Annotated in this window: 26 protein-coding genes and 1 pseudogene; 12 read left to right on the top strand and 15 right to left on the bottom strand. The window is 71.0% G+C overall.

All coding sequences use genetic code 11. The annotated features are described in order from the left end of the window. Positions 1 to 109: 109 nt before the first annotated feature. Positions 110 to 1,723: a D-alanyl-D-alanine carboxypeptidase/D-alanyl-D-alanine endopeptidase gene (dacB, locus tag SGFS_RS33555; protein ID WP_286255857.1), complete on the bottom strand. Its 1,614-nt coding sequence runs from the start codon at positions 1,721 to 1,723 to the stop codon at positions 110 to 112. 79 nt (positions 1,724 to 1,802) lie between these two features. Here dacB and SGFS_RS33550 point away from each other — a divergent pair, with 79 nt between their 5' ends. Together SGFS_RS33550 and SGFS_RS33545 are read left to right on the top strand one after the other, a co-directional pair. Continuing rightward, positions 1,803 to 2,294 (top strand): inorganic diphosphatase, encoded by a 492-nt coding sequence (locus tag SGFS_RS33550; RefSeq protein WP_048819635.1) that lies wholly within the window; start codon positions 1,803 to 1,805, stop codon positions 2,292 to 2,294. Positions 2,295 to 2,423: 129 nt separating this feature from the next. Continuing rightward, entirely contained in the window at positions 2,424 to 4,127 is a 1,704-nt protein-coding gene (locus SGFS_RS33545) for a threonine/serine exporter family protein (protein ID WP_286255854.1), read from the top strand. A 105-nt stretch (positions 4,128 to 4,232) separates the two neighbouring features. On the opposite strand, the gene SGFS_RS33540 is transcribed toward SGFS_RS33545, so the two are convergent. Both SGFS_RS33540 and SGFS_RS33535 read right to left on the bottom strand, forming a co-directional pair. Continuing rightward, a complete protein-coding gene (locus SGFS_RS33540) occupies positions 4,233 to 5,177 on the bottom strand; it encodes a DedA family protein (protein WP_286255853.1) in 945 nt (314 codons plus the stop codon). Between the two features lie 174 nt (positions 5,178 to 5,351). After that, entirely contained in the window at positions 5,352 to 6,113 is a 762-nt protein-coding gene (locus SGFS_RS33535) for a MerR family transcriptional regulator (protein ID WP_286255852.1), read from the bottom strand. A 97-nt stretch (positions 6,114 to 6,210) separates the two neighbouring features. On the opposite strand from SGFS_RS33535, the gene SGFS_RS33530 reads away from it, so the two are divergent. Beyond that, a complete protein-coding gene (locus SGFS_RS33530; protein WP_286255850.1) occupies positions 6,211 to 7,674 on the top strand; it encodes a glutamate decarboxylase in 1,464 nt (487 codons plus the stop codon). Positions 7,675 to 7,691: 17 nt separating this feature from the next. On the opposite strand, the gene SGFS_RS33525 is transcribed toward SGFS_RS33530, so the two are convergent. The 6 genes from SGFS_RS33525 to SGFS_RS33500 all read right to left on the bottom strand — a co-directional run bounded on the left by SGFS_RS33525 (position 7,692) and on the right by SGFS_RS33500 (position 13,266). Further along, a complete protein-coding gene (locus tag SGFS_RS33525; protein ID WP_286255849.1) occupies positions 7,692 to 8,453 on the bottom strand; it encodes an ABC transporter permease in 762 nt (253 codons plus the stop codon). Further along, the gene (locus SGFS_RS33520; protein WP_286255848.1) at positions 8,450 to 9,424 is read right to left on the bottom strand and encodes an ATP-binding cassette domain-containing protein; all 975 of its coding nucleotides are present in this window, start codon (positions 9,422 to 9,424) and stop codon (positions 8,450 to 8,452) included. The genes SGFS_RS33525 and SGFS_RS33520 overlap by 4 nt, the downstream gene beginning before the upstream one ends. A 74-nt stretch (positions 9,425 to 9,498) precedes the next feature. Continuing rightward, positions 9,499 to 10,140, bottom strand: coding sequence for a PadR family transcriptional regulator (locus SGFS_RS33515; protein WP_286255846.1), 642 nt, complete (start codon positions 10,138 to 10,140; stop codon positions 9,499 to 9,501). Positions 10,141 to 10,167: 27 nt separating this feature from the next. Further along, positions 10,168 to 10,716 (bottom strand): DinB family protein, encoded by a 549-nt coding sequence (locus tag SGFS_RS33510; protein WP_286255844.1) that lies wholly within the window; start codon positions 10,714 to 10,716, stop codon positions 10,168 to 10,170. 129 nt (positions 10,717 to 10,845) lie between these two features. Continuing rightward, positions 10,846 to 12,306, bottom strand: a complete 1,461-nt coding sequence (locus SGFS_RS33505) for an aldehyde dehydrogenase family protein (RefSeq protein WP_286255843.1) — start codon at positions 12,304 to 12,306, stop codon at positions 10,846 to 10,848. A 135-nt stretch (positions 12,307 to 12,441) separates the two neighbouring features. Continuing rightward, entirely contained in the window at positions 12,442 to 13,266 is an 825-nt protein-coding gene (locus SGFS_RS33500) for a helix-turn-helix domain-containing protein (protein WP_286255842.1), read from the bottom strand. Positions 13,267 to 13,654: 388 nt separating this feature from the next. Between SGFS_RS33500 and SGFS_RS33495 the strand changes: the two are divergent. Continuing rightward, positions 13,655 to 14,137, top strand: a pseudogene (locus SGFS_RS33495) (ATP-binding protein); the annotation flags it as partial. Positions 14,138 to 14,317: 180 nt separating this feature from the next. On the opposite strand, the gene SGFS_RS33490 reads toward SGFS_RS33495, so the two are convergent. The 5 genes from SGFS_RS33490 to rpmG form a co-directional block, all read right to left on the bottom strand. Continuing rightward, positions 14,318 to 14,584: a DUF397 domain-containing protein gene (locus SGFS_RS33490; protein WP_286255841.1), complete on the bottom strand. Its 267-nt coding sequence runs from the start codon at positions 14,582 to 14,584 to the stop codon at positions 14,318 to 14,320. Positions 14,585 to 15,024: 440 nt separating this feature from the next. Continuing rightward, complete coding sequence (gene rpsR / locus SGFS_RS33485; protein WP_286255840.1) at positions 15,025 to 15,258, bottom strand: 30S ribosomal protein S18; 234 nt, start codon at positions 15,256 to 15,258, stop codon at positions 15,025 to 15,027. Positions 15,259 to 15,263: 5 nt separating this feature from the next. Beyond that, positions 15,264 to 16,586, bottom strand: a complete 1,323-nt coding sequence (locus SGFS_RS33480; RefSeq protein WP_286255839.1) for a CobW family GTP-binding protein — start codon at positions 16,584 to 16,586, stop codon at positions 15,264 to 15,266. 5 nt (positions 16,587 to 16,591) lie between these two features. Beyond that, positions 16,592 to 16,843, bottom strand: a complete 252-nt coding sequence (locus SGFS_RS33475; protein WP_286255838.1) for a type B 50S ribosomal protein L31 — start codon at positions 16,841 to 16,843, stop codon at positions 16,592 to 16,594. A 5-nt stretch (positions 16,844 to 16,848) separates the two neighbouring features. Next, positions 16,849 to 17,013: a 50S ribosomal protein L33 gene (gene rpmG, locus SGFS_RS33470; protein ID WP_286255837.1), complete on the bottom strand. Its 165-nt coding sequence runs from the start codon at positions 17,011 to 17,013 to the stop codon at positions 16,849 to 16,851. A gap of 62 nt (positions 17,014 to 17,075) precedes the next feature. Between rpmG and rpmB the strand changes: the two genes are divergently transcribed. The 4 genes from rpmB to SGFS_RS33450 all read left to right on the top strand — a co-directional run bounded on the left by rpmB (position 17,076) and on the right by SGFS_RS33450 (position 18,943). Continuing rightward, positions 17,076 to 17,312 carry a 50S ribosomal protein L28 gene (gene rpmB, locus SGFS_RS33465; protein ID WP_037702498.1) on the top strand — a complete coding sequence of 79 codons (237 nt, stop codon included), beginning with the start codon at positions 17,076 to 17,078 and terminating at the stop codon, positions 17,310 to 17,312. After that, positions 17,312 to 17,617 (top strand): 30S ribosomal protein S14, encoded by a 306-nt coding sequence (gene rpsN, locus SGFS_RS33460; protein ID WP_286255835.1) that lies wholly within the window; start codon positions 17,312 to 17,314, stop codon positions 17,615 to 17,617. The genes rpmB and rpsN overlap by 1 nt, the downstream gene beginning before the upstream one ends. 137 nt (positions 17,618 to 17,754) lie before the next feature. Then, positions 17,755 to 18,231, top strand: a complete 477-nt coding sequence (locus SGFS_RS33455; protein WP_286260187.1) for a hypothetical protein — start codon at positions 17,755 to 17,757, stop codon at positions 18,229 to 18,231. Positions 18,232 to 18,382: 151 nt separating this feature from the next. Then, entirely contained in the window at positions 18,383 to 18,943 is a 561-nt protein-coding gene (locus tag SGFS_RS33450) for a DUF4232 domain-containing protein (protein WP_286255833.1), read from the top strand. A gap of 125 nt (positions 18,944 to 19,068) precedes the next feature. On the opposite strand, the gene SGFS_RS33445 is transcribed toward SGFS_RS33450, so the two are convergent. After that, the gene (locus SGFS_RS33445; RefSeq protein ID WP_286255832.1) at positions 19,069 to 20,244 is read right to left on the bottom strand and encodes a DUF2786 domain-containing protein; all 1,176 of its coding nucleotides are present in this window, start codon (positions 20,242 to 20,244) and stop codon (positions 19,069 to 19,071) included. 125 nt (positions 20,245 to 20,369) lie between these two features. On the opposite strand from SGFS_RS33445, the gene SGFS_RS33440 reads away from it, so the two are divergent. The 4 genes from SGFS_RS33440 (at position 20,370) to SGFS_RS33425 (ending at position 26,026) form a co-directional block, all read left to right on the top strand. Beyond that, positions 20,370 to 21,179 (top strand): ABC transporter ATP-binding protein, encoded by an 810-nt coding sequence (locus SGFS_RS33440; RefSeq protein ID WP_286255831.1) that lies wholly within the window; start codon positions 20,370 to 20,372, stop codon positions 21,177 to 21,179. Next, a complete protein-coding gene (locus SGFS_RS33435) occupies positions 21,173 to 23,344 on the top strand; it encodes an ABC transporter permease (protein ID WP_286255828.1) in 2,172 nt (723 codons plus the stop codon). Before SGFS_RS33440 ends, SGFS_RS33435 begins: the two co-directional genes overlap by 7 nt. 104 nt (positions 23,345 to 23,448) lie before the next feature. Then, positions 23,449 to 24,168: a Clp protease N-terminal domain-containing protein gene (locus tag SGFS_RS33430; RefSeq protein WP_286255826.1), complete on the top strand. Its 720-nt coding sequence runs from the start codon at positions 23,449 to 23,451 to the stop codon at positions 24,166 to 24,168. 157 nt (positions 24,169 to 24,325) lie between these two features. Continuing rightward, positions 24,326 to 26,026 carry a bifunctional 3'-5' exonuclease/DNA polymerase gene (locus SGFS_RS33425; protein ID WP_286255824.1) on the top strand — a complete coding sequence of 567 codons (1,701 nt, stop codon included), beginning with the start codon at positions 24,326 to 24,328 and terminating at the stop codon, positions 26,024 to 26,026. Positions 26,027 to 26,059 lie beyond the last annotated feature (33 nt).

Genomic DNA, 26,059 nt, shown 5'->3' with positions numbered 1-26,059 from the left:
GCCCCGTGCCTGTTCGGGTGGCGGTCGCGCGGAGTTGCTCGCGCAGTTCCCCGCGCCCCTTTCCGGTGCGCCGCAGCCCAGTGACGGACACGAAGGACGCGGCAGGGCCTCAGCGGCAGCCGCACGCCGCCAAGGCCGAGGCCGCGGCGTCCAGGGCTTGCTGCGCTCCCCCCGCGTCCTTCGTGTCCGTCGCCATGAAGGCGAAGGACAGGAGGCGGCCGTCCGCGTCCACCACCGTTCCCGCCAGCGTGTTCACACCGGTCAGGGTGCCGGTTTTGGCTCGTACCACTCCGGTGCCGGGGAGGTCGCTCGCGTAGCGGTTGCGGAGGGTGCCGGTGAAGCCCGCGACCGGGAGGCCCGTGAGGATCGGGCGGAGTTCGGGGTGGGTCGGGGCGGCGGACCTGGCGAGCAGGGTGGTGAGGAAGGCGGCGGTGAGCTGGTCGCCCCGGCTCAGGCCGCTGCCGTCGGCGAACCGAACGCCTTCCAGGGGGAGTTCGAGTTTCTTCAGTTCCTTGCCGATGGCTGACGCGCCGCCCTCGAAGCTCGCCTGCTCTCCCGTCGCGATCGCCACCTGGCGGGACAGGGCCTCGGCGATGTCGTTGTCGCTGTTGGTGAGCATGCGTTCGACCAGGGTCGAGAGGGGCGGTGAGGAGACGGAGGCCAGCTGCTCGGCGTCCTTCGGGGCCTTCACGGGGGCCTTGGACTTGACGGTGACGCCTCGGTCCTTCAGGAGGGCCGCGAACGTGGCGGTCGCGTCCGCCGCCGGGTCCGTGCTGCGGGCGGCGGTGCCGCGGTCGGAGTCGTCCAGGCGGGCCTCGTCGACCATGAGGGCGGCCACGGGGGCGAGGTTGGGGTTCTTGCCGATGGGGTGGAGTTCGGGGCCGCTGTAGAGGGAGGTGTCGTAGGTGAGCGTGATCTCCTTCAGGTGACGCTTGTCCAGGGCGGCCGCCGTCTCGTCGGCGAGGGTGCGCAGGCTCGCGTAGCCCTTCGTGTCCTTGTGGGCGGTGAGGGTGGGGTCGCCGCCGCCGATCAGGACGACCTGCTCGGCGTCGGTGTCCAGGACCGTGCGGGTCTCGATGCGGTGATCGGGTCCGGCCGCGCTGAGCACCGCCGCCGCCGTGGCGATCTTCGTCGTGGAGGCGGGGGTCAGCGAGTCGCCCGCCTCCCGGCCGTAGAGCTGCTTGCCGGTCGCCACGTCGACGACGGCGGCCGCGCGGCGCGGGCCGAGGGCCGGGGCGTTCAGGAAGGGGGCGAGGGCGTCGGTGAGGGCCTCGGTGTCGGGTGCGGAACCGGCGCCGGTGGCGCCGCCGAGGCCGATGAGTACGTTGGGGGCGCTCGGCGCGGGCTTGGGCGCCCCCGCGGACGTACCGGTCGGCGTATCGGAATTACGTCCGTGATCTGCGCCACCCTCGCCTTCGCGCGATGTTGCCCAGTCGCGCTCGGCCGTACGCTGACCCGAGGAGTCCCAGGGTCCGGCGATGGCGACGGATCCGGCCGAGATCACCAGGCCCAGCGTGGCCGCACCGGCGGTGAGCTGGAGGGTCGTGAGCTTCCCCGTGTGCCGTGTGAGCTGCGCAGAGCGTGTTTTCACGGCGTGCGCGGCTCGTACGACACCGGGTTTCACGGCGTGCGCGACGCGTACGGCGCCCGGTTTCACGGCGCGCGCGACCCGCACCACATGCGGTCTCGCAGCCCGCCAGACCTTCGGCTCAGGCACGACCACCAGCCCCTTTCGCGATCACACACCTGCGTGAGGGACACTTAACCACCAGAACTATGTGTTGATCATGGAGGAGCCACCGGTGGAGTTCGACGTCACGATCGAGATTCCGAAGGGTTCGCGGAACAAGTACGAGGTGGACCACGAGACCGGTCGGATCCGCCTGGACCGTCGGCTCTTCACCTCGACCGCCTACCCGACCGACTACGGCTTCGTCGAGAACACCCTCGGCGAGGACGGCGACCCGCTGGACGCGCTGGTCATCCTTGATGAGCCGACCTTCCCGGGCTGCCTCATCAAGTGCCGCGCGATCGGCATGTTCCGGATGACGGACGAGGCCGGCGGCGACGACAAGCTGCTGTGCGTCCCGGCGACCGACCCGCGTGTGGAGCACCTGCGTGACATCCACCACGTGTCGGAGTTCGACCGCCTGGAGATCCAGCACTTCTTCGAGGTCTACAAGGACCTGGAGCCCGGCAAGTCCGTCGAGGGCGCCGACTGGGTCGGTCGCGCCGAGGCCGAGGCCGAGGTCGAGAAGTCGTACAAGCGCTTCAAGGAGCAGGGCGGTCACTGACCCCCTCGTTCCGCTTTGGCTGAAACGGGCCGTGTGTCCCCTCGGGGATGCGCGGCCCGTTCGCGTACCGGTGCGTGCCGATGCGCATACTGAGGCGTACTGGAGGTGTCGTACGAGGAGCGCGGCGGAGTGAGGGAGCCCGAGGACCGCAAGCCGGTGTCGGACGAGTCGAGAACTGCCTTCGTGCCGGTGGGCATCACACCGGTGGTCGACGGCGAGTCGTCGGTGACCTCGGAGTTCGCGATCCCGGCCGGGCTGGATGTGCCCGCCGTGGGCGACTCCGAGTCGCAGACGACCTCCGAGTTCGCCATACCTGCGGGGCTCGCGCAGCCGCACGGGCCGGCCGCCGGGGAGCACGAGGGGTCCGCGTTCAGCACCCCGCGCACCTACAGCGCGAAGGACGCGCCGCCCGCGTTCACGCCGCCCGGCGGGATACCGGCCGTCAGCCTCGCCAAGGACGTGCCCTGGCAGGACCGGATGCGCACGATGCTGCGGATGCCGGTCGCCGAGCGGCCGGCGCCGGAGCCGCTGCGCGAGGGGGGCGAGCCGGGGCCGCCCGTGCCGCGCGTCCTGGACCTGACGCTCCGCATCGGTGAGCTGCTGCTCGCGGGCGGGGAGGGCGCGGAGGACGTGGAGGCGGCGATGTTCGCCGTGTGCCGCTCCTACGGCCTCGACCGCTGCGAGCCGACCGTCACCTTCACCCAGTTGTCGGTCACCCATCAGCCGTCGCTCGTGGACGACCCGGTCACCGCGGCGCGGATCGTACGGCGCCGGGGCACCGACTACACGCGGCTGGCGGCGGTGTTCCAGCTGGTCGACGATCTGAGCGACCCGGAGACCGCGATCTCGCTGGAGGAGGCGTACCGGCGGCTCGCGGAGATACGGCGCAACCGGCACCCGTATCCCGGCTGGGTGCTGACCGGCTCCAGCGGGCTGCTCGCGGGCGCGGCCTCCGTCCTGGTCGGCGGTGACTTCGTCGTCTTCGTCGCGGCGGCGCTGGGCGCGATGCTCGGCGACCGGCTGGCGTGGCTGTGCTCGGGGCGCGGGCTGCCGGAGTTCTACCAGTTCCTGGTGGCCGCGATGCCGCCGGCCGCGATCGGGGTGGCGCTGACCCTCGCCGACGTGGACGTGCGGGCCTCCGCCGTGATCACCGGCGGGCTGTTCGCGCTGCTGCCGGGGCGGGCGCTGGTCGCGGGCGTGCAGGACGGGCTGACCGGGTTCTACATCACCGCGTCCGCGCGGCTGCTGGAGGTCATGTACCTGTTCGTGGGGATCGTGGTGGGGGTGCTGACGATCCTCTACTTCGGTGTGAAGCTCGGCGCCGAGCTGAACCCGGACGCGGCGCTCAGCAGCGCCGAGCGGCAACCGGTGTGGCAACTCGTCGCATCGATGCTGCTGTCGCTGACCTTCGCGGTGTTGCTTCAGCAGGAACGATCCACCGTGTTGGCGGTGACGTTGAACGGGGGCGTGGCGTGGGCGGTCTACGGGGCCATGCACTACGCCGGGGGGATCTCGCCGGTGGCCTCCACGGCCGCGGCGGCGGGGCTGGTGGGGCTGTTCGGGCAGTTGCTGTCGCGGTATCGGTTCGCTTCGGCGTTGCCGTACACGACCGCGGCGATCGGGCCCCTGTTGCCGGGGTCGGCCACGTATTTCGGGTTGTTGGCGTTCGCCCAGAACGATGTGGACGCGGGGTTGGTCTCGCTGACCAAGGCCGCGGCATTGGCCATGGCCATCGCCATCGGGGTGAACCTGGGGTCCGAGCTGTTCCGGTTGTTCCTGCCCGGGGCCGCGCGGGTGGGGCGGAAGGCGGCCAAGCGGACTCGGGGGTTCTGAGCGCCTGATGGCCGGAGGTTCCGCCGTCCGGCGACTGCGGGCTGTCCGTGGCTGGTCGCGCGGTTCCCCGCGCCCCCTTGCGAGCGCGGGGTTGCCCTGTCGCCGTCAGTGCTGTGGGTAGTTCTGGCCGTAAGGGTTCTGCTGCTGTTGCTGGGGCTGCTGCTGGTAGCCGTAGTCCTGCCCGTAGCCCTGGCCGTACTGCTGGTCGTAGCCCTGATTCTGGTCGTACTGCTGGCCCTGGTAGCCCTGCTGGCCCTGGTAGCCCTCGTAGACCTGGTGCTGGTCGTAGCCCTGGTTCTGGTCGTACTGCTGCTGGTAGGGCTCTTCCTGCTGGTGGGCCTGGGGGATGCGGCGGAGCTGGGTCGTCCTGTCGTCCATGACCGGGGCGGCCGGGGCGACGTGGGCCGCGGCGGGCTGCTCGGGGGCGTTCTTCTTCGCCTTCTTGGCCTTGACGAACTCGATGATGATCGGGACCACCGAGATGAAGACGATCAGGAGCAGGATCGGCTCGACGTTCTCGCGGACCTCCTTGATGGTGCCGAGCCAGGAGCCGAGCAGGGTCACGCCCGCGCCCCACAGGATGCCGCCGATGATGTTGAAGATCAGGAACGAGCGGTACTTCATGCCGCTGACGCCCGCGATGATCGGCGTGAACGTGCGCACGATCGGCACGAAGCGGGCCAGGATCAGGGACTTGGGGCCGTGCTTCTCGAAGAACTCGTGGGCCTTGGTGACGTTCTCCTGCTTGAACAGGCGGGAGTCCGGCCGCTTGAAGAGCGAGGGGCCCACCTTCTTGCCGAACATGTAGCCCGCCTGGTCGCCGAGGATCGCGGCGAGGCAGATCAGCAGGACGGCCGACCACAGCGGGAAGTCCAGCGTGTCCGCGGTGATCAGCATGCCCGCCGTGAACAGCAGCGAGTCGCCCGGCAGGAAGAAGCCGATGAGCAGGCCGGACTCCGCGAAGACGATCAGGAGCAGGCCCCAGATGCCGAACTGGTCAAGCAGATAGTCCGGATCCAACCAGCTCGGTCCGAGGGCGATCGTCGTCACGGTTCCGGGCTCCTGTGGGGTGAGGAAGTAGGGGAAGCAGGTGAGGAAGTAAGGGCCTACCGTGTCCGTGCGGGACCTGTAGGAGTGACCAAAGCTATCAACGCCAGGTGACTCCCCCAGGTTCCAGCGCTTCCTCCAGGGTGCCCTGTGGGCCTTCTGGGACCAAGCTGTGGGTCATGGATGCCGACGGGCCGCGTTCGCCGTGATCGCCTCCCTGAGGTGCTCGGCGAGGCCCGGACGCATGGAGTCGTAGAACTCCTTGAAGCGCTCGTCGGAGACGTACATCTCCGCCAGGCCCTGATGGATCTCGTACGTGCACTCGTAGAACCACTTGGTGATGTGCTGCCGGTGTTCCTCGGCCATGTCCATGGCGCGCTGCCCGGTGGCGGGTTCGCCGACGGCCATGAGGGCGTCGTAGCGCTCGCCCCAGGAGGCCACCTCGGCCTGCATGCGCTTCCAGTCGTCCTTCGTGTACGAGGCGGCGCGGCGTTGGGACTCCGCGTACGCCTCGGTGCCGCCCCAGCGGCGCTCGGCCTCCTCGGCGTGCTCCTCGGGGTCCTTGTCCCCGAACACCTCGAACTTCTCCTCCGGCGTGAGGTTGATGCCCATCTTTCGCGCCTCCATGGCGTGTTCCACGGCCGCGGCCATCTTCCGCAGCTTCTCGATCCGGGCGGTCAGCAGCGCGTACTGGCGGCGCAGCTGCGTCTGAGGGTCCGCCTGCGGGTCGTCGAGCAGGGTCGCGACCTCGTCCAGGGGGAAGCCGAGCTCTCGGTAGAACAGGATCTGCTGGAGCCGGTCGAGATCGGCGTCCCCGTAACGGCGGTGGCCCGCGTGGGTGCGCTCGCTCGGCACCAGCAGGCCGATCTCGTCGTAGTGGTGCAGCGTGCGCACCGTGATCCCGGCGAAGCCCGCCACCTGCCCCACGGTGTAGCTCATGCCTCCGCTTCCCTTCCCTTTCCCGGTGTGTGCTCCAGGCTGCGGCCTCACGTCGCGTGAGGTGCAAGTCCCGCGTCCCGGGCCTACCGTCGAAGACATGCCACTGCACCGATGGGACAGCGCCCCGGACACCGGGCAGGACCAGGAAAGCGACCGGGCCGGGAGGGACGGCAAGCACGACCGGCACACGCTCGCCGTGAATCCCTTCTACGGCGAGGCCAATCCGGTGGGCGGCATGGCCGAGGCCCCGCCCCGGCATCGGCTGCCCGACGCGCCGCTGGCCCCCTCGACGGCCTACCAGCTCGTCCACGACGAACTCATGCTCGACGGCAACTCCCGGCTGAACCTCGCCACCTTCGTCACCACCTGGATGGAGCCGCAGGCCGGGACCCTGATGGGTGAGTGCCGGGACAAGAACATGATCGACAAGGACGAGTATCCGCGCACCGCCGAGCTGGAGCGGCGATGTGTGGCGATGCTCGCCGATCTGTGGCACGCGCCGGATCCGGCCACCGCCGTGGGGTGCTCGACGACCGGGTCGAGCGAGGCCTGCATGCTCGCGGGGATGGCCCTGAAGAGGAGATGGGCCAAGCGCAACGCCGACCGCTATCCCTCGCCGAGCGCCCGTCCCAATCTGGTCATGGGTGTCAATGTGCAGGTCTGCTGGGACAAGTTCTGCGCGTTCTGGGAGGTGGAGGCCCGTCAGGTGCCCATGGAGGGCGACCGGTTCCATCTCGACCCGGAGGCGGCCGCCGCGCTGTGCGACGAGAACACCATCGGGGTCGTCGGCATTCTGGGGTCCACCTTCGACGGGTCGTACGAGCCGATCGCCGAGCTCTGCGCGGCCCTCGACGCGTTGCAGGAACGCACGGGCCTGGATGTGCCCGTACATGTCGACGGGGCGTCCGGCGCGATGGTGGCGCCCTTCCTCGACGAGGACCTGGTGTGGGACTTCCGGCTGCCGAGGGTGGCGTCGATCAACACCTCCGGGCACAAGTACGGCCTGGTCTATCCGGGCGTGGGCTGGGCGCTGTGGCGGTCCGCCGCCGAGCTGCCCGAGGAGCTGGTCTTCCGGGTGAACTACCTCGGCGGCGACATGCCCACCTTCGCGCTCAACTTCTCCCGGCCCGGGGCCCAGGTCGTCGCGCAGTACTACACCTTCCTTCGGCTCGGCCGTGAGGGCTACCGGGCCGTCCAGCAGTCCACGCGGGACGTGGCCCTCGGGCTCGCGGAGCGGATCACGGAGTTCGGTGACTTCCGGCTGCTCACCCGGGGCGACGAGCTGCCGGTGTTCGCCTTCACCACGGCCGATGGCGTGACGGCGTACGACGTGTTCGATGTGTCCCGGAGGCTGCGGGAGAGCGGATGGCTGGTGCCCGCGTACACCTTCCCGGAGAACCGGCAGGACCTGTCCGTACTGCGGGTGGTGTGCCGCAACGGCTTCTCCTCCGATCTCGCCGAAATGTTCGTCGAGGATCTCGGGCGGCTGCTGCCCGAACTGCGCCGCCAGCCGCACCCCTTGACCCATGACAAGGAGGCGGCCACCGGCTTCCACCACTGACGGCACGTGCGGGAGGGCTACTTGTTCAGGCGCGCGAACCTCCGTACCGCCAGCGGGAAGAACACCGCGAGCAGGGCCAGTGGCCAGACGACCGCCGCCGTGATGTGCCCCGGTTCGCCGCCCGAGCGGCCGAACAGGTCGCGTGCCGCCGTGGCTGTGGCCGACAGCGGGTTCCACTCGACGACGGTGCCCAGCCAGGACGGCATGGACCCGGGGACGGCGAAGGCGTTGGAGAGGAAGCCGACCGGCCAGACCAGGATCTGCACGGCCTGCACCATCTCCGGTTTCCCGGCGACCATCGCCAGGTGGATGCCGATCCACAGCATGGCGAAGCGGAGGAGGAGGAGCAGGCCCACGGCTCCCAGGAAGGCCCCGGCCCCGCCGTGCGCACGCCAGCCCAGCGCGTACCCGACGGCGATCATCACGGCCAGGCTCAGCACCGACTGCATCATGTCGGCGGTCGAACGGCCTACCAGGACCGCCCCGTTGGCCATGGGCATGGAACGGAAGCGGTCGATGACGCCCTTGTTGAGGTCCTGGGTGACGGCGACCATCGTCCCTTCGAGCCCGAACGCCATGGTCAGCGCGAGCATGCCCGGGACCAGGAAGCTGACGTAGTCGCCCTCGACGCCCCGGCCGCCACCGATGAGGTAGCCGAACATCAGCAGCATCATCACCGGGAAGACCAGGCCGACCACGACCCGCACGGGCTGCCGTGCCCAGTGGGCGAGTTCGCGGCGGGTCATCGTCCAGCAGTCGGTCAGCGCGTACGCGGTCACACGGCCTCCTTCGTCCGGTGGTCCTCGGTCCGTTCCCGCCGCTCCCCCGTCAGGTGCAGGAACACCTCGTCCAGCGTCGGGCGGCGCAGGGCGACGTCCTCCGCCTCGATGCCGGCCTCCGCCAGGGCCCGTACGACGCCGGAGAGCGCGGCCATGCGGTCGGTGACCGGGGCGCTGAGGAGGCGCCGGTCGGTGTCGACCAGGACGTCCGCCGCGGAGAACGGCAGCAGGGCGGCAGCCGCGTCCAGCCGGCCGGCGTCGCGCAGGACCACGTCGACGCGGTCGCCGCCGGTCAGGCTCTTCAGCTCGTCCGGTGTGCCGTCGGCGACGACGCGGCCGCCGTCGACGACCGAGACACGGTCGGCGAGCTGGTCGGCCTCTTCCAGGTACTGGGTGGTGAGCAGGACCGTCGTACCGCCGCCGACCAGGGTGCGTACGGAGTCCCAGACCTCGGCTCGGCCGCGCGGGTCCAGGCCGGTCGTCGGCTCGTCCAGGAAGAGCACCTCCGGTTCGCCGATCAGGGACGCGGCGAGGTCGAGGCGGCGGCGCATACCGCCGCTGTACTGCCCGACCGGCTTGCGGCCGGTGTCGGCGAGGCCGAAGCGTTCCAGGAGCTCGTCGGCCCGCACGCGCGCGTGGCGGGCGCCCAGGTGGTAGAGGCGGCCGAACATCTCCAGGTTCTGCCGGCCGCCGAGCTCCTCGTCGAGCGCGGCGTGCTGGCCGAGCAGACCGATGCGGAAACGCACCTCACGCGCGCGTGCCACCACGTCGTGACCCGCCACCACGATCCGGCCCGCGTCGGGCCTCAGCAGGGTGGACAGGATGCGGACCAGGGTCGTCTTGCCCGCGCCGTTCGGCCCGAGCACTCCGTGCACCGTGCCGCGCGCGACTCGCAGATCGAGCCCTTCAAGTGCCTTCTTCTCGCCGTACTTCTTGTGTGCGCCTTCGACGGTGATCGCCGGGTCGGCCACTGAGAACTCCCTCTCTAGTCAAACTTGACTACGCCACTCAACGTAAGCCACCGGGACGCGTTGGTCAAACTTGATTAGCGGCGGTCCCCCGGATGCCGCTCCTTTGTCGCGTACGGGTTCGCCTGGCCCTCCGCCAGGACGGCGACGAACGGCTCGCCCTCGCCCGCGAAGGTGTAGGCGCCGCCCTCGACGCGCTCGATGAGGCTGCGGGTCCACTCGGCCTCGCCGTCGGCCGCGTGGACCCACATGTTCATGATCTCGCCGATGTGGCCCAGCTTTTCCGGACCGTCCTCGGGGACGTAGTGCTCGGTGACGGCGTCGCGCCACTCCGCGAGCCCGGCCAGCCGCTCCCGGAGCAGGCGCAGCACCTCCGCGCGCTCCAGGTCGACCATGAAGCCGATCGCCGCGGACAGCACGTCGATGGTCCGCTCGCGCGCCACCAGGGCCTCGCGCAGCAGCACGAAGTACTCCTCGGTGCCGATCTCCGTGATCTCGTACTCCGTGCGGGGCGGGCCGCCGGCCGTGGAGGGCGCGATCTCGTGCGCGTGCAGCAGTCCCTGTTTCGCCATCTGTTTCAGGGCGTGGTAGATCGAGCCCGGCTTGGCGTTGGACCACTCGTGTGCGCCCCAGTACTCCAGGTCGTTGCGCACCTGGTAGCCGTGGGCCCGCCCGTGCTGGCGCACGGCGCCGAGCACGAGGAGACGGATCGCTGACATGGGGCCCAGCGTAGAACCCACGTGAGGTCACCCCCCGCTCGCACCCTGCTCCTTCGCCACCAGCTCGAAAGCGGTGGCGCCGTCCAGCGATTCGCGGATGACGTCGGCGTGACCGGCGTGCCGGGCGGTCTCGCGGATGAGGTGGAGGCCCAGCCAGCGCATGGACACCCGCTCGTTCGGCGGGAACCACGGCTCGTTCGGCAGCGGAAAGGTGTCGTCGAGGCTGGGCACCGACCGGAGGAAGGACTCCGTCTCGGCGGCGACCTTCTCCCAGTACGCGAGCTGCGACTCCACGGTCTCGTCACCGACCAGGGTGAAGCACTCGTGCCAGTTCGTCTGGTCCCGCTGCACGGCCGGCTGCTCGCCCTTGGCCTTGGCGATCCACCACTGCTCGACCTCGGTGACGTGCTTGAGGAGCCCGGCGAGGGAGAGTTCGCTGGCGCTCGGCTTGCTGGAGGCCTGCTCGTCGGTCAGCCCGAGCACCGAACGGCGGATGCCGCCGCGCTGTTCCGCCAGGAAGGCGAGCAGCGCCCCGCGCTCGTCGACCGTCTCCTCTGCTCGCACGTGCTTGACCATGACCGTCTGCCTCTCGTCGGACCGGGGGCTTCGGGGAGCCCCTCTGACACCGACGAAACTACGGACCCTTGCGGTCAGCTTCTGTCCGCAAGGGTCCGTAACGGCGAAAGAATCCGGCAGCGAAAGGATCTAGAACGGGAAGAAGCTCCGGCCGTGCTGCACCGAGATCCACTTCTGCGTGGTGAACGCGTCCACCGTCGTCTCGCCGTTGAGGCGGCCGATGCCGGAGTGCTTCTCGCCGCCGAAGGGGACGAGGGGCTCGTCGTGGACGGTGCCGTCGTTGACGTGGAACATGCCCGTGTCGATCTGCTTGGCGAAGGCGACACCGCGCTCGATGTCCCCGGTGTGGACGGCGCCGCTGAGGCCGTACGGGGTGTCGTTGACGATGCGGACGGCCTCCTCCTCGCCGTCGAAGGGGATGAGGAAGACGACGGGGCCGAAGACCTCCTGCTTCAGGAGGGCGGAGTCGGCCGGGACGTCCGTGAGGACGGAGGGCTCGACCAGGGTGTCGGTCGTGGTGCCGCGGACGAGTGCCGTGGCGCCCTCCGCGATGGCCTGCTCGACGACGGCGGAGAGGGCGTCCGCCTGGGAGGAGTTGATGACCGGGCCGATGACCGTCTGCGGGTCGCTCGGGTCGCCGACCTTCAGCGACTTCACCTTCGCCACGAACTTCTCGGTGAACTCGGCCTGGACCGAGCGGTCGACGAGGACGCGGTTCGCGGCCATGCAGACCTGGCCCTGGTGGACGTAGCGGGAGAAGACGGCCGCGTCGACGGCGTAGTCGATGTCGGCGTCGTCCAGGACCACGAGCGCGCTGTTGCCGCCCAGTTCGAGGATCGAGCGCTTGAAGTGCGAGGCGGCGACGGTGGCGACATGGCGGCCGACCTGGTCGGAGCCGGTGAAGGAGATCAGCTTCGGGATCGGGTGCTCGATGAAGGCGTCGCCGATCTCGGCGATGTCGGTGACGACGACGTTCAGCAGGCCACCGGGCAGGCCCGCCTCCTCGAAGATCTTCGCGACGAGCGTGCCGCCGGTGATCGGGGTGTTCTGGTGCGGCTTCAGCACCACGCCGTTGCCGAGGGCGAGGGCCGGGGCGACCGACTTGACCGAGAGGAGGAGGGGGAAGTTGAAGGGGCTGATCACGCCGACGACGCCGACCGGGACGCGGTAGAGGCGGTTCTCCTTGCCGTCGACCGGCGAGGGGATGATCCGGCCCTCCGGGCGCAGCGCCAGCTGGACCGACTCGCACAGGAACTCCTTGACGAGATGCAGCTCGAAGCCGGCCTTCAGACGCGTACCGCCGAGCTCGGCGATGATCACCTCGGTGATCTCCTGCTCGCGGTCCTCGATGACGCGCAGGGCCTTCTCGAAGACCGCGCGGCGCGCGTACGCGTTGACCTGGGCCCAGTCCTTCTGGGCGGCGGCCGCGGCCCGGTACGCCTCGTCCACCTCGTCGACCGTGGCGATCGTGATCGACGCGAGCTTCTCGCCGTCGTACGGGTTGAAGTCGATGATGTCCCAGGAGCCGGAGCCCGGGCGCCACTCGCCGCCGATGTACTGCTGAGCCAGATCGGTGAAGTAGGACGACATGTGATCCTCAATCAGTCGGCATCGATCAATGATTGATCACTCGTCATCGTACGTCTGTGAAAAGGGAGTTGGAGAGCTACTCGGGAGACTCTGTGAAGACTCCCAGGAACAGGTTCCCGGCTCTCGGGAAGGACTTCAGGACAGCTGCAGCAGGCCCCTGAGCAGGTCGCGGCTCTCCGCCGGGGACGGGCTGTCGTCCTGGAGCTGCTTGAGCGCCCGCTCGTACTGGGTGACGTCCTCCTGCTTGTCCAAGTACAGGGCGCTGGTGAGCTGTTCGACATAGACGACGTCCGAGAGGTCGGACTCGGGGAAGCTCAGCAGCGTGAACGCGCCGCTCTCGCCGGAGTGCCCGCCGAAGCCGAACGGCATGACCTGGAGCACGACGTTCGGCCGCTCGGAGATCTCGATCAGATGCTGGTACTGACCCCGCATCACTTCCCGGTCGCCGTACGGGCGGCGCAGCGCGGCCTCGTCGAGGACACAGTGGAACTCGGGGGCGCTCTCGGAGACCAGGTACTTCTGGCGCTCCATGCGCAGGGCCACCCGCTTGTCGATGTCGGCCGGGCTCGCGCCCGCCATGCCCCGGGAGACGACCGCGTGGGCGTACGCCTCGGTCTGCAACAGGCCGTGCACGAACTGGACTTCGTACGAGCGGATGAGGTGCGCCGCGCCTTCGAGGCCGACGTAGGTGGGGAACCAGCTGGGCAGGACGTCCGAGTAGCTGTGCCACCAGCCCGCGACGTTGGCCTCCTTGGCGAGGGAGAGCAGCGAGGTGCGCTCGGCCTCGTCGGTGACGCCGTACAGCGTCAGCAGGTCCTCCACATCGCGTGTCTTGAAGCTCACGCGGCCCAGTTCCATCCGGCTGATCTTCGACTCGGAGGCGCGGATCGAGTATCCGGCCTTCTCCCGCGTGATCCCCTGCGCCTCGCGCAGCCGCCTGAGATGCGAGCCCAGCAGCATCCGCCTCACCACCGACCCGCTCGATTCACCGGCGCCCACGTTCGTCCAGCCTCCCCAACTTCTTCAAGGGCCGCAGTCTGCCACTAAATCACTCCGATCCGCACTCGTCCGGTTACAGAAATGGAAAGTCTTCAACAGGTGAGACGGATGGGGCGCGCGAATACACCACGGATGACATGGGACGCACAGGAAATCGCCAGCCCGACGCCAGGTTTCGCTCAGTCTGCGGGAAGAAGGTGACAGAAGAAATGAAGAGGAAGCGGCATGGGCAGGTCTATTTCGGGCGCGTGCACGTGCATCTGCCCTTGCATCTGCTGTACGCATCAGAAACCATGGTCCCGCGCCACCGCCGCATCGCCACGACCGCGAACACCCGGGAGTGCCTCGCATGGGGACGATTGGATCGACCATGCTCGAACCCTTACGGCAGGGACTTCCGCCACTTGATCCCGCGGCCGTGTCCAACGCCGCGTCCTGCGCGCTGCCGCCCCGCTACGAAGCGGTGCGCGAGGCACGGCAGTTCACCCGGGGCACGCTCGAATCGTGGCAGGTGGGCGACCGCTTCGACGACGTCTGTCTGGTGGTCTCGGAACTCGTCACCAACGCCCTGCGGCACGGCCTGGCCCCGACGGCCGGACAGACATCCGCCCAGGACCCCCCGGTACGGCTGCACTTGATGCGCTGGACCGAGCGGCTGGTCTGCGCGGTGCGCGACCCCAGCCACGACAGCCCCGTCGCCCGCGACTCGGACGACTTCTCGGCGGAGTCGGGCCGCGGCCTGTTCCTGGTCGACTCCTTCGCGGACAGCTGGGGCTGGCATCCGCTGGCCGGCACGCTGCGCGGCAAGGTGGTCTGGGCGCTGTTCCGGCTGTCCACGGGTGCGGGCGGGCCGGTCGCGTGCGACTCGGCGAACGGCTCGGCGAGCGGCTCGATGAACGACTCCGTGAACGACTCGGTCTTGAGCAGGTGAGGAACCGCGGCCCTTTTCCGGGCCGCGGTTCTACGCGTGTCACATCGGGGTGCGCGTCCGTACCCGGCACCCTGCGGGGGCTCAGCCGATCAGGTGGTCGAACTCGCCGTCCTTGATGCCCAGCAGCATGGCCTCGATCTCGGCGCGGGTGTAGACGAGCGCCGGACCTTCGGGGAACCGGGAGTTCCGCACCGCCACATCACCGCCGGGCAGCCGGGCGAACTCCACGCAGGAGCCCTGAGAGTTGCTGTGCCGGCTCTTCTGCCAGGCCACCGCGTGAAGCTCGGTCAGCTCCGTCGCGGCCATGCCGTTGTACACGTCGTCCACGCCGAACACGTCGTGGTCCACAGGTCGCTCCCCGGGGTGGTGGTGCAGTGGCTGTTGCGGCCATTGGTGCAATGGTCAACTGTTCCCGGATCATAGCTCCGTTCACATGCCGATGCGCGTGCAGACGCACGTGCGGATGCACGAGCAGATGCACGTGCACGAGGTGTGCATCTCTGGTTACGAAGCGACGCGAGAGATGCGTGAGACGCGCGGGGAACTCGCAAGAGAGACGTATGCCGGGGCCTTTCCGTTCCCCTCCTTGCACGGGATCCAGGCCCGCGAAGTTCACCGGGCGGGGAAAGGGGTGCGGAAACGGGTGTGGAAACGGGTGTCGAAAGCCGCCGTGAGGTTGGCGGGAAATGGGCGGGCCCGGGAGCGGGCGGCCCCGGGGAGCGGGCGGCCCCGGGGAGGAGGGGGATCCTTCCCGGGGCCGGTGTGGGGGGTGAGGGTGGAGCGTGGGGCTATCGGGAGGAATACGGCAGGAGGGCCATCTCCCTGGCGTTCTTGACGGCGCGGGCGAGTTGGCGCTGCTGCTGGGCCGTCACCCGGGTCACCCGGCGGCTGCGGATCTTGCCTCGGTCGGAGATGAACTTCCGCAGCAGGTCGGTGTCCTTGTAGTCGACGTATGTGATCCCGGCCTGGTCGAGGGGGTTGGGGCGGGGCTTGGCGGGCTTGCGCTCGGGCTTGCGGGCCATGGGGTTCAGACCTCCAGGAAGGTGTCGAAGGGACGCGGCAGCCGTGACCAGGCGTCGCGTCCGGCGGCGTACTCGGCGTCGGTGAGCAGGCAGGACTCCAGGAGCTGTTCGAGGCCGTCGCGGTCCAGGCCCGGTGAGGTGAAGACCAGGTGCTGGCAGCGGTCGCCGTGCTCCGGGTGCCAGTCGAGCGCGGCGGCGGCTCGGCGTACCGGCGGGACCATGTCCCAGGCCGCGTCCGGGAGCGAGGCCAGCCAGGGCCCGACCGTCTCGACGCACAGGGCGCCGCCCGCCGCGTCCCAGTGCAGCAGGGTGTCCGGCCGCTCGGCGAGCCAGAACCGGCCCCGGCTGCGGGCGGCCGCGCAGCACAGGTCCTCCAGGGCGGCGTACAGGCGCTCGGGGTGGAAGGGGCGGCGGCGGTGCCAGACGAGGGTGGTGACGCCGCACTCGTCCGCGTCGGTGGGGAGGAGGGCGCAGGCCGGGTGTTGGGCTGCGGCGGCGGCCTCCACGTCGAAGCCGGCGAGCGCTGCCGCGAGCAGGGCCGGGGAGCGCCGCGGGGGTTGTCGCGCGTCTTCGGGTGCCGGTGCGTCGCGGCTGGTCGCACCCCGCGACGGAGCCGCGTTTTGGTTCACCCCCGCGCCCCTTTCAGGGGCGTTGGCCGCGTCCTCTTCCGGAACACGCGCCGAGAACCAGTCCGCCCACAGGCCCCCGCCGCCCGCCGGACTCGTAGGGTCACCGCTGTCGATGGGCACCCTGTGCGCCGTCGGGTGCAGCTGGGCAAGTAGTGCCCTGTCCTCGTCGTCCGCGTCCTCCGAGTCGAGGACGGCGAGGACGGGGGCGTACTCCAACTGGCGGGCGAAGGTGTCGGCGACCGTGCGTTGGTCCGTGGCGGCGGCCGCCAGGCCGCGTTCGGCCAGGTCGTCGCCGTTGCCGAGGTAGGGCAGGAGGAGGGCGGGGTCGACGGCCGTGATGACCGAGGTGAGGCGCAGGCCGCTCGCCGCGACCACCTCGGCCATCGCCTTGGGCTCCACCGAGTCCCACAGCTCGACCACGGCGAGGCGGGTGAGGCCCGCGTCGGCGAGGCGCTCCAGCTCGGGGACCAGGTCCTCGCGGAGCGCGCAGCACGCACAGTCGTTGACGAGCGGGGCCTCGCCGGTGGAGACGAGGCCCGCCGCGTCCCGTACGGTCCGCAGGACCTTGCCGTCGGTGGCCGTGGAGAGGTCGTGGTGCAGCGCGACGCTGCCCGGGACCCCGGCGAGCAGCGCCTCGACGGCGGCCCGCCGGGCGTCGGCGTGCAGCCCGCCGACGATCGCGACAGACAGCTGGGTCACGTCGGTCAGCCCCGCTTCTTCCCGTACCGCTTCTCGAACTTCTCCACGCGCCCCGCCGTGTCCAGCACGCGCGCGGTGCCCGTGTAGAAGGGATGGCTGACGTTCGAGATCTCGACGTCGACCACCGGGTAGGTGTTGCCGTCCTCCCACTCGATCGTCTTCTCGCTCGTCATGGTCGAGCGGGTGAGGAAGGTGTGGTTCGCGGCGCGGTCGCGGAAGACGACGGGACCGTACGACGGGTGGATGTCCTTCTTCATCTCGGTCAGCGCTCCTCTCGGAAGTCAACGTGCCGGCCGGCCTTCGGGTCGAACTTGCGCAGCGTCAGCCGGTCCGGGTCGTTCCGGCGGTTCTTGCGGGTGACGTAGGTGTAGCCGGTGCCGGCCGTGGACCTCAGCTTGACGACCGGACGGAGTTCGTTGCGTGCCATGCTGGTACCTTACTGAAAATGACTTCCATTTGCATCACTGGATCGAGAGAGGTGCATCACCCTTGTCCGCCCACTGCATGCTGACCGGCGCCCAGCCCGGCTTCGGCAACCGCATCTCGCACTCCCACCGGCGTACGTCACGCCGTTTCGACCCCAACATCCAGTCCAAGCGCTACTGGCTGCCGAGCGAGAACCGGCATGTACGCCTGCGGCTGAGCACCAAGGGGATCAAGACCGTCGACGTCATCGGCGTCGAGGCCGCCGTGGCGCGGATCCGCGCGCGGGGGGTGCGGGTCTGATGGCGAAGAAGAGCAAGATCGCGAAGAACGACAGGCGGCAGGAGATCGTCGCCCGGTACGCCGCGCGGCGGGCCGAGCTGAAGGAGATCGTCCGGCGGCCGTCCTCGACGGAGGCGGAGCGGCTGGCCGCGCAGCGGGAGTTGCGCCGCCAGCCGCGCGACGCCAGCGCCACCCGCGTACGCAACCGGGACCAGGTGGACGGTCGCCCTCGCGGCTACTTCCGGGCGTTCGGGCTCTCCCGGGTGAGCCTGCGGGAACAGGCGCACGCGGGGTTCCTGCCGGGGGTGCGCAAGTCCTCCTGGTAGCTCATGGAGTCCTCATGGTTCCCGGCCATGTCCCGCACGGCCACTGCTGGTAGCTTGCCGATGTCGCCGCGGCGACCGGAACTGGCCACGCCCATGGGAGACCTCCAGTGACTACGGTGACTTCGGTGACTTCGGTGATGAAAGCAAGGGCCGCGGCGGCCGGGCTGGCGGCCGCGCTCGTGCTGACCGGGTGCAGCAGTGACGGCGACGGCTCCGGGACCAAGGAGTCGTCGGCCACCCCGACGGCGAGCGACAGCGCGTCCGGCGACGACGGCGGCTCCTCCGGCGCCAAGACCAAGCTGGAGGGCAACTGGCTGGCCACGACCGACGGCAAGCCGATCCTGCTGTTCGTCGACGGCAAGAAGGCCGCCGTCTTCGCGGGTACGTCGGTGTGCAGCGGCAAGGTCTCCGACTCGGCGAACATGCAGATGATCGAGCTCACGTGCACCGACGGCAGCGACGACCGCACCTCGGGCATGGTCGACTCCGTCAGCTCCAAGTCGCTCACGGTGACGTGGGAGGGCGGTGTCGGCGAGGAGACGTTCCAGAAGGCCGAGGGCGGCGGCACGCCGTCGGGCTTCCCTACGGGCCTGCCGACGGCGGGGCTCGGATAGGCCGACGCCGTGTTCTGAGCGTCTGAGCGTTCTGAGCACGACTTTTCGAGCAGGACAATCTGACGGGCCGCGGAACCTCGGGGGTTCCGCGGCCCGTTCACGCGACATCACCGGCACAGCAGCCGGACCAGCCACGACCTCCGGGAACCTCATGCGCACCGCTCCGATCGCCGCCGCCTCCATCCTGCTGGCGGCCCTCGCCCTGACCGCCTGCAGCAGTGACAGTGGGGGTGACGGCGGAAGCGGCAGCGGGAACGACACCCCCGCGAGCGAGAAGAAGGACACCGGCACCGCCTGCAAGGCCTCCGCACTCACCATCGCGTTCGGTCCCAGCAGCGCCGCCCCGGCCGCCGGGGACGAGGGCGCCGTCCCGGTCACGCTGACCAATGAGAAGGGCACCGCCTGCACGCTGAAGGGCTTTGCCGCCGTGCACCTCTCCGGGGGTGGTGACTCCTGGGGGCTCAAGTCCCAGGAGGGTGCGCAGGCGGCGGAACTGACCCTGGCGAAGGGGCAGTCGGCGAGCTTCACGATCTCGTATGTGCGGGGGGTGGCGGGTGACTCGGCGAAGAGCGCCGAGCTGGAGGAAGTGGTGTTCAAGCTGCCCGACGACAGCGAGACCAAGACCTACAAGTGGCCTGACGCCGAGGTCGAGCTGAAGTCAGTGGATCGGATCAGCGCGACGGTGGGACCGTTCTTGCCCGTGGGGGACTGACCGTTCGGGGGACTGAGGCGCTCGGCGGCTACCGGGCGGCCGGGGCTGGGGCTGGCGGGCCAGCCCCGCCGCCGGGTAGCCGGCAGCCGCCCCAGCGGCACGACTGCCCGCAGTCGAGAGAGAACTCATGACGGCAGCCGCGGCCTGGCCCCGACCTGGGCCCGGTCCGCCGCCTCGGCGCCCTGTTGCCAGCCGGCCGCGTCGTTGACGCCTCGTACTCGGGTGGTGACCGTGTCCGGGAACATGCGGGTGACCTGCTCTCGGACGGCCACGTCACGCGCGGCCAGGACGGGCAGCAGTTCGTCCACGGACGCGCCCGCGGCCGTTCCGCCTTCGGCGTGCTCCGCCCGGGTCTCCGAGATCTGGGCCTCGGCGACCGCCGCCAGCCGGTCGCCTATGCGGTGGGCGTACGCGGCGAGGAAAGACTGACGGAAGCTCTTCGTCCGCTTGCGTCCGCCCTTGCGCTGGGCCGCCTCCGCCTTGGTCATGGCGGTCGTGGCCTGCACGAGGAGTGAGGTGTGGAGCAGCTCGACCGCCTCCAGGTCGGCCTCGAAACCGACGACCGTGGAGAATCCGAGGGCCTCGTTCCACACCGCCTCGCAGCGGTTCGCCCGGGCGACCGCGTCGAGGAGGACCGCCTTGGCCGTCTCGTACGGCGGGTCGACGCCTATCCGGCAGGCGCCGGGCGCGTCCTTCGCGTGTGCGCGGGCCGCGACCAGCGCCTCGTCGATGCTGTGCCGGGCCATCAGCTCCTGCGCCTTCGCGCTGAGCGCCTCCGCCTCCTCCGGGAACCCGGTGGCCTCGGCCTTGGCCAGCAGGGCCCTGATCCGGGCGAGCATGCGGGACTCGGGGTGGCGCGGGACGCTGGTGCTCGGCTGCCGGTCCAGGGGTTCGAGCGTGGGCAGGCTCAGGAGCAGCCGGTACAGCTCCAGCACGGCTGTGGCGTACGAGAAGCGGTCGGTGCGCGGGGGTGACTCGGCGAGGGCCTTGAGGTCGTCCAGCTGGGCGGACCAGCGGGGCGTCGGTCGTTGCCCGCTTCCCGTCGCGCTCTCGTCGAGGACCAGTCGCGCTGTCAGTCGTAGATGGACGTCGTCCAGCTCGCGGCGCACGATCCGTATGACGTCGGCGGGCTGCCAGCCGCGCCGCCAGGCCGACGCGACGAACTCCCGCCCGCGCCGGTCGACCTCGGCGTCCGCCGCCGGGTCGGCGGCGAGCAGCGAGGCGCCCGTGTCGAGGGCCGCGTCGGTGTCGGCGTACAGCGCGGCCTCGAAGGCGCGGTCCACCGTGCTGGTCGTACTCACACCGCCGATCGTGTCATGGGGCACGGACAACGGCGGCCGGCCCCGGCGAAAGGTAGGGCCTGCCCTACCCCGGGACGCCCTTCAGTGGTCGTGTGCGGGCGGGCCCCGGACGGTTCGCTTGAAGCATGACCACGACAGACATGACAACGACAGCCAGCGAGGACACGGGGTCCGCGGCCGTACGCCTGCGGTCCCTGCGGCGTTCGTACGGCGAGGTCGTCGCCCTCGACGGCGTCGACCTCGACTTCGCGACCGGGACCTTCACGGCGGTGATGGGGCCGTCGGGATCGGGGAAGTCGACGTTGCTCAGCTGCGCGGCGGGGCTGGACCGGCCGTCGGGCGGGACGGTGAGCGTCGGCGGGGTCGAGCTGGCAGGGCTGAGCGAGCGGCGGCTGACGCTGCTGCGCCGGGAGCGGATCGGCTTCGTGTTCCAGGCCTTCAACCTGCTCCCCTCCCTCACCGCCGCGCAGAACGTGGCCCTGCCGCTGCGCCTCGCCGGACGCCGGCCCTCGCGCGGCGCGGTGCGCGAGGCGCTGGCCCGGGTGGGGCTGGCCGAGCGGGCCGGGCACCGGCCGACACAGTTGTCCGGCGGGCAGCAGCAACGGGTCGCGCTGGCCCGGGCGTTGATCACCCGCCCGGCGGTGCTGTTCGCCGACGAGCCGACCGGGGCGCTGGACACCACGACCAGTCGTGACGTGCTGGCCCTGCTGCGGGAGTTGGTCGACCGGGAGGGCCAGACCACGATCATGGTCACGCACGATCCGGTGGCTGCGTCGTACGCGGACCGGGTGGTGTTCCTGGTCGACGGGCGGGTGCACGGGGAGCTGGAACGGCCGTCGGCGGAGCGGGTGGCGGCGCACATGGCGGGGCTGGAACGCGGTGCCGGGGGTGGGGCCGAGGCCCACCGTGCCGTCGGAGGTGTGGTGCCGTGCTGACCTCTGTGCAGCTCGCGCTGTCGTCCCTGCGGGCGCGTTGGGCCGCGCTGCTCGGTTCCTTCGTCGCCGTGGCGCTCGGGGTCGGGGTGATGACGGCCATGGGGCTGGGCCTCGCCGCGACGCTGGACCCGCCGCCGCGCGCGCCGGAGCGGTTCGCGTCGTCGCCGGTGGTGGTGGCGGGCGTCGACACGCTCACGGTGGAGGTGCGGCGGGGGCCGGGCACCGCCCGGGTCTCCCAGCGGCTCGCTCATCCACACCCTGTGGACGAACAACTGGTCGAGGAGCTGCGGGCACTGGGGCGCGTGCGGACCGACGGCGCGGGAACACGGGACGCCGTGGGCGTCGACGCCCCCTTGGCCGCCGTACGCGAGGTCGTCGGGGAGCGTGCCCGGGTGCTGACCGGGGACGACCGTCGGCGGGTGGACCCGTCGTACGAGCGTGACGCAGAGGCGGTCGTCGCGATCAACGCGCTGCTCGGTACGGCGGGCGGGGTCACCGCGTTCGTGTCCGTCTTCGTGACGGCGTCGACGTTCGCCTTCGTCGTGGCGCTGCGCAGGAGGGAGTTCGGGCTGCTGCGGATGGCGGGGGCGACGCCCGGGCAGGTGCGGCGGCTGCTGCTCGGGGAGGCCACGGCGGTCGGGGTCGTGGCGTCGGCGGCGGGGTGTGCGCTGGGGGCGTGGGGGGCGCCTTTCCTGGTACGGGAGTTGGTGGACGGCGGGGTCGCGCCGACGTGGTTCGCGGTGCCGGACGGTGTGGTGTGGCCGTATCACGCGGCGTTCTGGACGGGGGTCTCCGTGGCGTTGGCCGGGGCCTGGGCGGCGGCGCGGCGGGCCGGGCGGATCGGTGCGGTGGAGGCGTTGCGCGAGGCGTCCGTCGACACCGGCGTACTGCCGTGGACGCGGCGGGTGGCGGGGTTCGCCCTGCTGGCGGCCGGGCTCGGGCTGCTGGCCTGGAAGCTGGGCACGGACCCGGCCGAGCTGCTGAAGCGGAAGACGTACACGACCCAGCCGATGCTGCTGATCACGGCCGTGGCCGCGCTCGCGCCGCTGGTGGTCCGTCCGGTCGTACGTCTGGTGGGTCGGTGTCTGCCCGGGGCGTGCGGGCTGCTCGTGCGCGAGAACGCGGCCACGTCCGTACGGCGGACCGCGGCCGTCGCCGCGCCGGTGCTGGTGACCGTCGCGCTGGCGGGTTCGCTGCTGGGGGCCGCCGGGACGGTGGCCGAGGCGAAGGGGGCGGAGACGCGGGAGCGGACGCGTGCCCACTACGTGGTGACGGGGGACGGCCTCGACGCGGCGTCCGTGAGGGGTGCGCGCGTGGCCGGGTCGGCGTCCACCGCCGTGTACGTGGTGGAGGAGGGGACCGCGGTCGTACGGTCCGACGCGCGTGCGGTGACGGACGTGGCGGTCTTCGCGGAGGTGTCGCGGCTGCCGGTGGTCGCCGGTGACGTACGCGATCTCGACGACCGTTCGATCGTCGTGAACGAAGAGTGGGAGCGGCACGACGTGGGGCGGTACGTGCGCGTGTGGCTCGGCGACGGACGGCCGGTACGGCTGCGGATCGCGGCGGTGCTCGCGCGCGGCACCGGGGACAACGGGGTGTACGTCACGGCCGCGAACGGTGGCGGGGCGGCTGTGGACCGGTTGGAGGTGCGCGTGGCGCGCGGGGGCGACCGGGCGGCGGTCGCGGCGGCGCTGCGGGACGGCCGGTTCCGGGGCGGTCAGGTGCGGTCGGCCGAGGAGTGGCTGGCGGCGAACCGGCCCGGGGCCGGGACGCAGACCCGGCTGGGGCTGTTCCTGGTGCTGGGCATCGCCCTTCTGTACGCGGGGATCTCGCTGGCCGGGACCCTGCTGATGGCCACGTCGGCGCGTGGCGCGGAGCTGCGGGTGCTGCGGCTGACCGGGGCCACCCGGCGGCAGGTGCTCGGCGTCGTCGTGGGCGAGGCGCTGGTCGGGGTGGCGGTGGGCGCGGTGCTGGGGCTGGCCGTGACCGCGGTGAACCTGGTCGGGCTCGGAGGCGCGTTGGGGTTGCTGTCGGCGCCGGTGCCGTGGGGGTCGGGGGTGCCGTGGGGGGTTGTGGGGGCGTGCGTCGGGGCGTGCGGGGTGGTGGCTGCGGGGGTTGTGGGAGGCGTGGTGGGTGCGGTGGGGGTGCGGGGGCGCTCGGTTTGAGCACCGCTCGGCTCCTGGGGCTCCCAAGCATGTCCCCCATCTGCCGCGACAGAGGTGTCAACTCGAAGTTGACAGTCAAGGGGTGTCAACCTAACGTTGACACCATGACGACGAACCCGCGTGTCACCTCATCCGTACGCCTCGACGACCTCATCGACGCCATCAAGAAGGTCCATCCGGAACCGCTCGACCAGCTCCAGGACGCGGTGATCGCCGCGGACCACCTCGGCGACGTGGCCGACCATCTGATCGGCCACTTCGTGGACCAGGCGCGACGCTCGGGCGCGTCCTGGACCGAGATCGGCAAGAGCATGGGCGTCACCCGGCAGGCGGCGCAGAAGCGGTTCGTGCCGAAGGCCGAGGCGGATCTCGATCCCAGTCAGGGCTTCAGCCGGTACACGCCGCGCGCCCGCAACGTGGTCATGGCCGCGCACAACGAGGCCAAGGCGGCGGGGAACGCCGAGGGGGTGCCGGCGCACCTGGTCCTCGGGCTGCTCGCCGAGCCGGAGGGGCTGGCGGCGAAGGCGCTGGTCGCGCAGGGAGTCTCGGCGGAAGCTGCGCGGGAGGCGGTGGGGGCGGTGCTGCCGCCCGCGGTGGCGGAGGTGCCGGAGCTGATTCCGTACAGCGCCGATGCCAAGAAGGTGCTGGAGCTCACCTTCCGTGAGGCGCTGCGGCTCGGTCACAACTACATCGGTACCGAGCACATCCTTCTCGCGCTGCTGGAGTTCGAGAACGGGGAGGGGGTGCTGAGCGGTCTGGGGGTGAGCAAGTCGGCCACCGAGGAGAGTGTGGCGGAGGCGTTGCGGGTGGTGGCGGAAGGGTAGGGGCGGCGGGGTTTCTCGCGCGGGAGAGCTCGGGTGGGTGGGGCGCGTTGGCGGGGGCGGGTTGGGGCGGGTCGCTCGCGCAGTTCCCACCGGGCCGCAGCCGAACAACCCGCCGCCTCGAACCCCCGTTGTCAGACCCCCCTGCCACACTCACCCCATGGCCGACCGGTGGGCTCTCGCGGTGGCCGAGGACGGTGGCGGGGTGGATCTCGCCCCCCTCGGTCCGGACGGGCTGCCCACGGGGCCCGCCCGGCGGGAGGCGGATCTCGTGGAGGCCGTGCGGGGGCGGCCGGACGTGGGGCGGTGGGTGTGGCGGGCCACCGCCGACGTGTATCCACGGCTCCTCGCCGGAGGCGTACGCGTGGAGCGGTGCTACGACATCGAGGACGCCGAGACCCTCCTCCTCGGTCACGAGGGCCGCCTCGGCGAACCCCGCTCCGCGGCCGCCGCCCTCGCCCGCCTGCGCCGCACCCCGGTTCCGCCGGACCCGCCGCTGCGCTCGGCGGACCCCGGCGGCCAGCCCTCCCTCTTCGAGCCCCGCCCCGTCCACGTACCCCTCACCGACCTCATCGAGGTGTACGCGGATCAGCAGAGACGGCACGACGCGACGGACCGCCCGGACCGGATGCGCCTGCTGACCGCCGCCGAGTCCGCCGGCATGCTCGTCGCCGCCGAGATGAACCGCGCCGGTCTGCCCTGGCGGGCGGACGTCCACCGCGAGGTACTGCACGAGATGCTCGGCGAGCGGTACGCGGGTGGTGGCGAGCCGCGGCGGCTGGCCGAGCTCGCCGACGAGGTGTCGCGGGCCTTCGGGCGGCGCGTGCGGCCCGATCTGCCCGCCGATGTCGTCAAGGCCTTCGGGCAGGCCGGGATCCGGATCCGTTCCACCCGCCGCTGGGAGATCGAGAGCATCGACCACCCCGCCGTGAAGCCCCTCCTGGAGTACAAGAAGCTGTACCGCATCTGGGTCGCCCACGGCTGGTCATGGCTGCAGGACTGGGTCCGCGACGGCCGCTTCCGGCCCGAGTTCCTCGCCCACGGCACGGTCACGGGGCGCTGGGTCACCAACGGCGGGGGCGCGCTGCAGATCCCCAAGGTGATCCGCCGCGCCTGCGTCGCCGACCCCGGCTGGCGGCTGGTCGTCGCCGACGCCGACCAGATGGAGCCGAGGGTGCTGGCGGCCATCTCCCGCGACCCGGGCCTCATGGAGGTCGCGGGCCGCGCGACCGACCTCTACCAGTCCGTCTCCGACCGCGCCTTCTCCGGCAACCGCGAACATGCCAAGCTCGCCGTGCTGGGCGCGGTGTACGGGCAGACGTCCGGGGACGGGCTGAAGAATCTCGCCGCCCTGCGCCGCCGGTTCCCGCGAGCCGTGCAGTACGTCGACGACGCGGCCCGCGCGGGCGAGGAGGGCCGGCTCGTACGGACCTGGCTCGGGCGTACGTGTCCGCCGGCGGTCGGAGCGTCCGAGGACGCCACGGAGGAGGCGGGTCTCCCCCAGGCCACCGAGGACGCCCCCGGCACAGGCCGGGCAACCGAGTGGGTGCCCGGCTACGCCTCCACCGACTCCCGCGCCCGAGGCCGCTTCGCCCGCAACTTCGTCGTCCAGGGCAGCGCCGCCGACTGGACCCTGCTCCTCCTCGCCGCCCTCCGCCGCTCCCTGGCCGGCATGGCCGCCGAGCTGGTCTTCTTCCAGCACGACGAGGTGATCGTGCACTGCCCGCAGGAGGAGACGGAGGCTGTGGTCGCCGCGATCCGGGAGGCGTCGGAGCTGTCGGGGCGGCTGACGTTCGGGGAGACACCGGTGCGGTTCCCGTTCACGACGGCGGTGGTGGAGTGCTATGCCGACGCCAAGTGAGGGAGCCCGCTCGTCGCCACGGACGCCCCACGG

The sequence above is a fragment of the Streptomyces graminofaciens genome (assembly GCF_030294945.1).
GTDB lineage: Bacteria > Actinomycetota > Actinomycetes > Streptomycetales > Streptomycetaceae > Streptomyces > Streptomyces graminofaciens.
The sequence above is the reverse complement of the archived record's forward strand: the minus strand, read 5'-3'. Positions and strand labels throughout refer to the sequence as shown.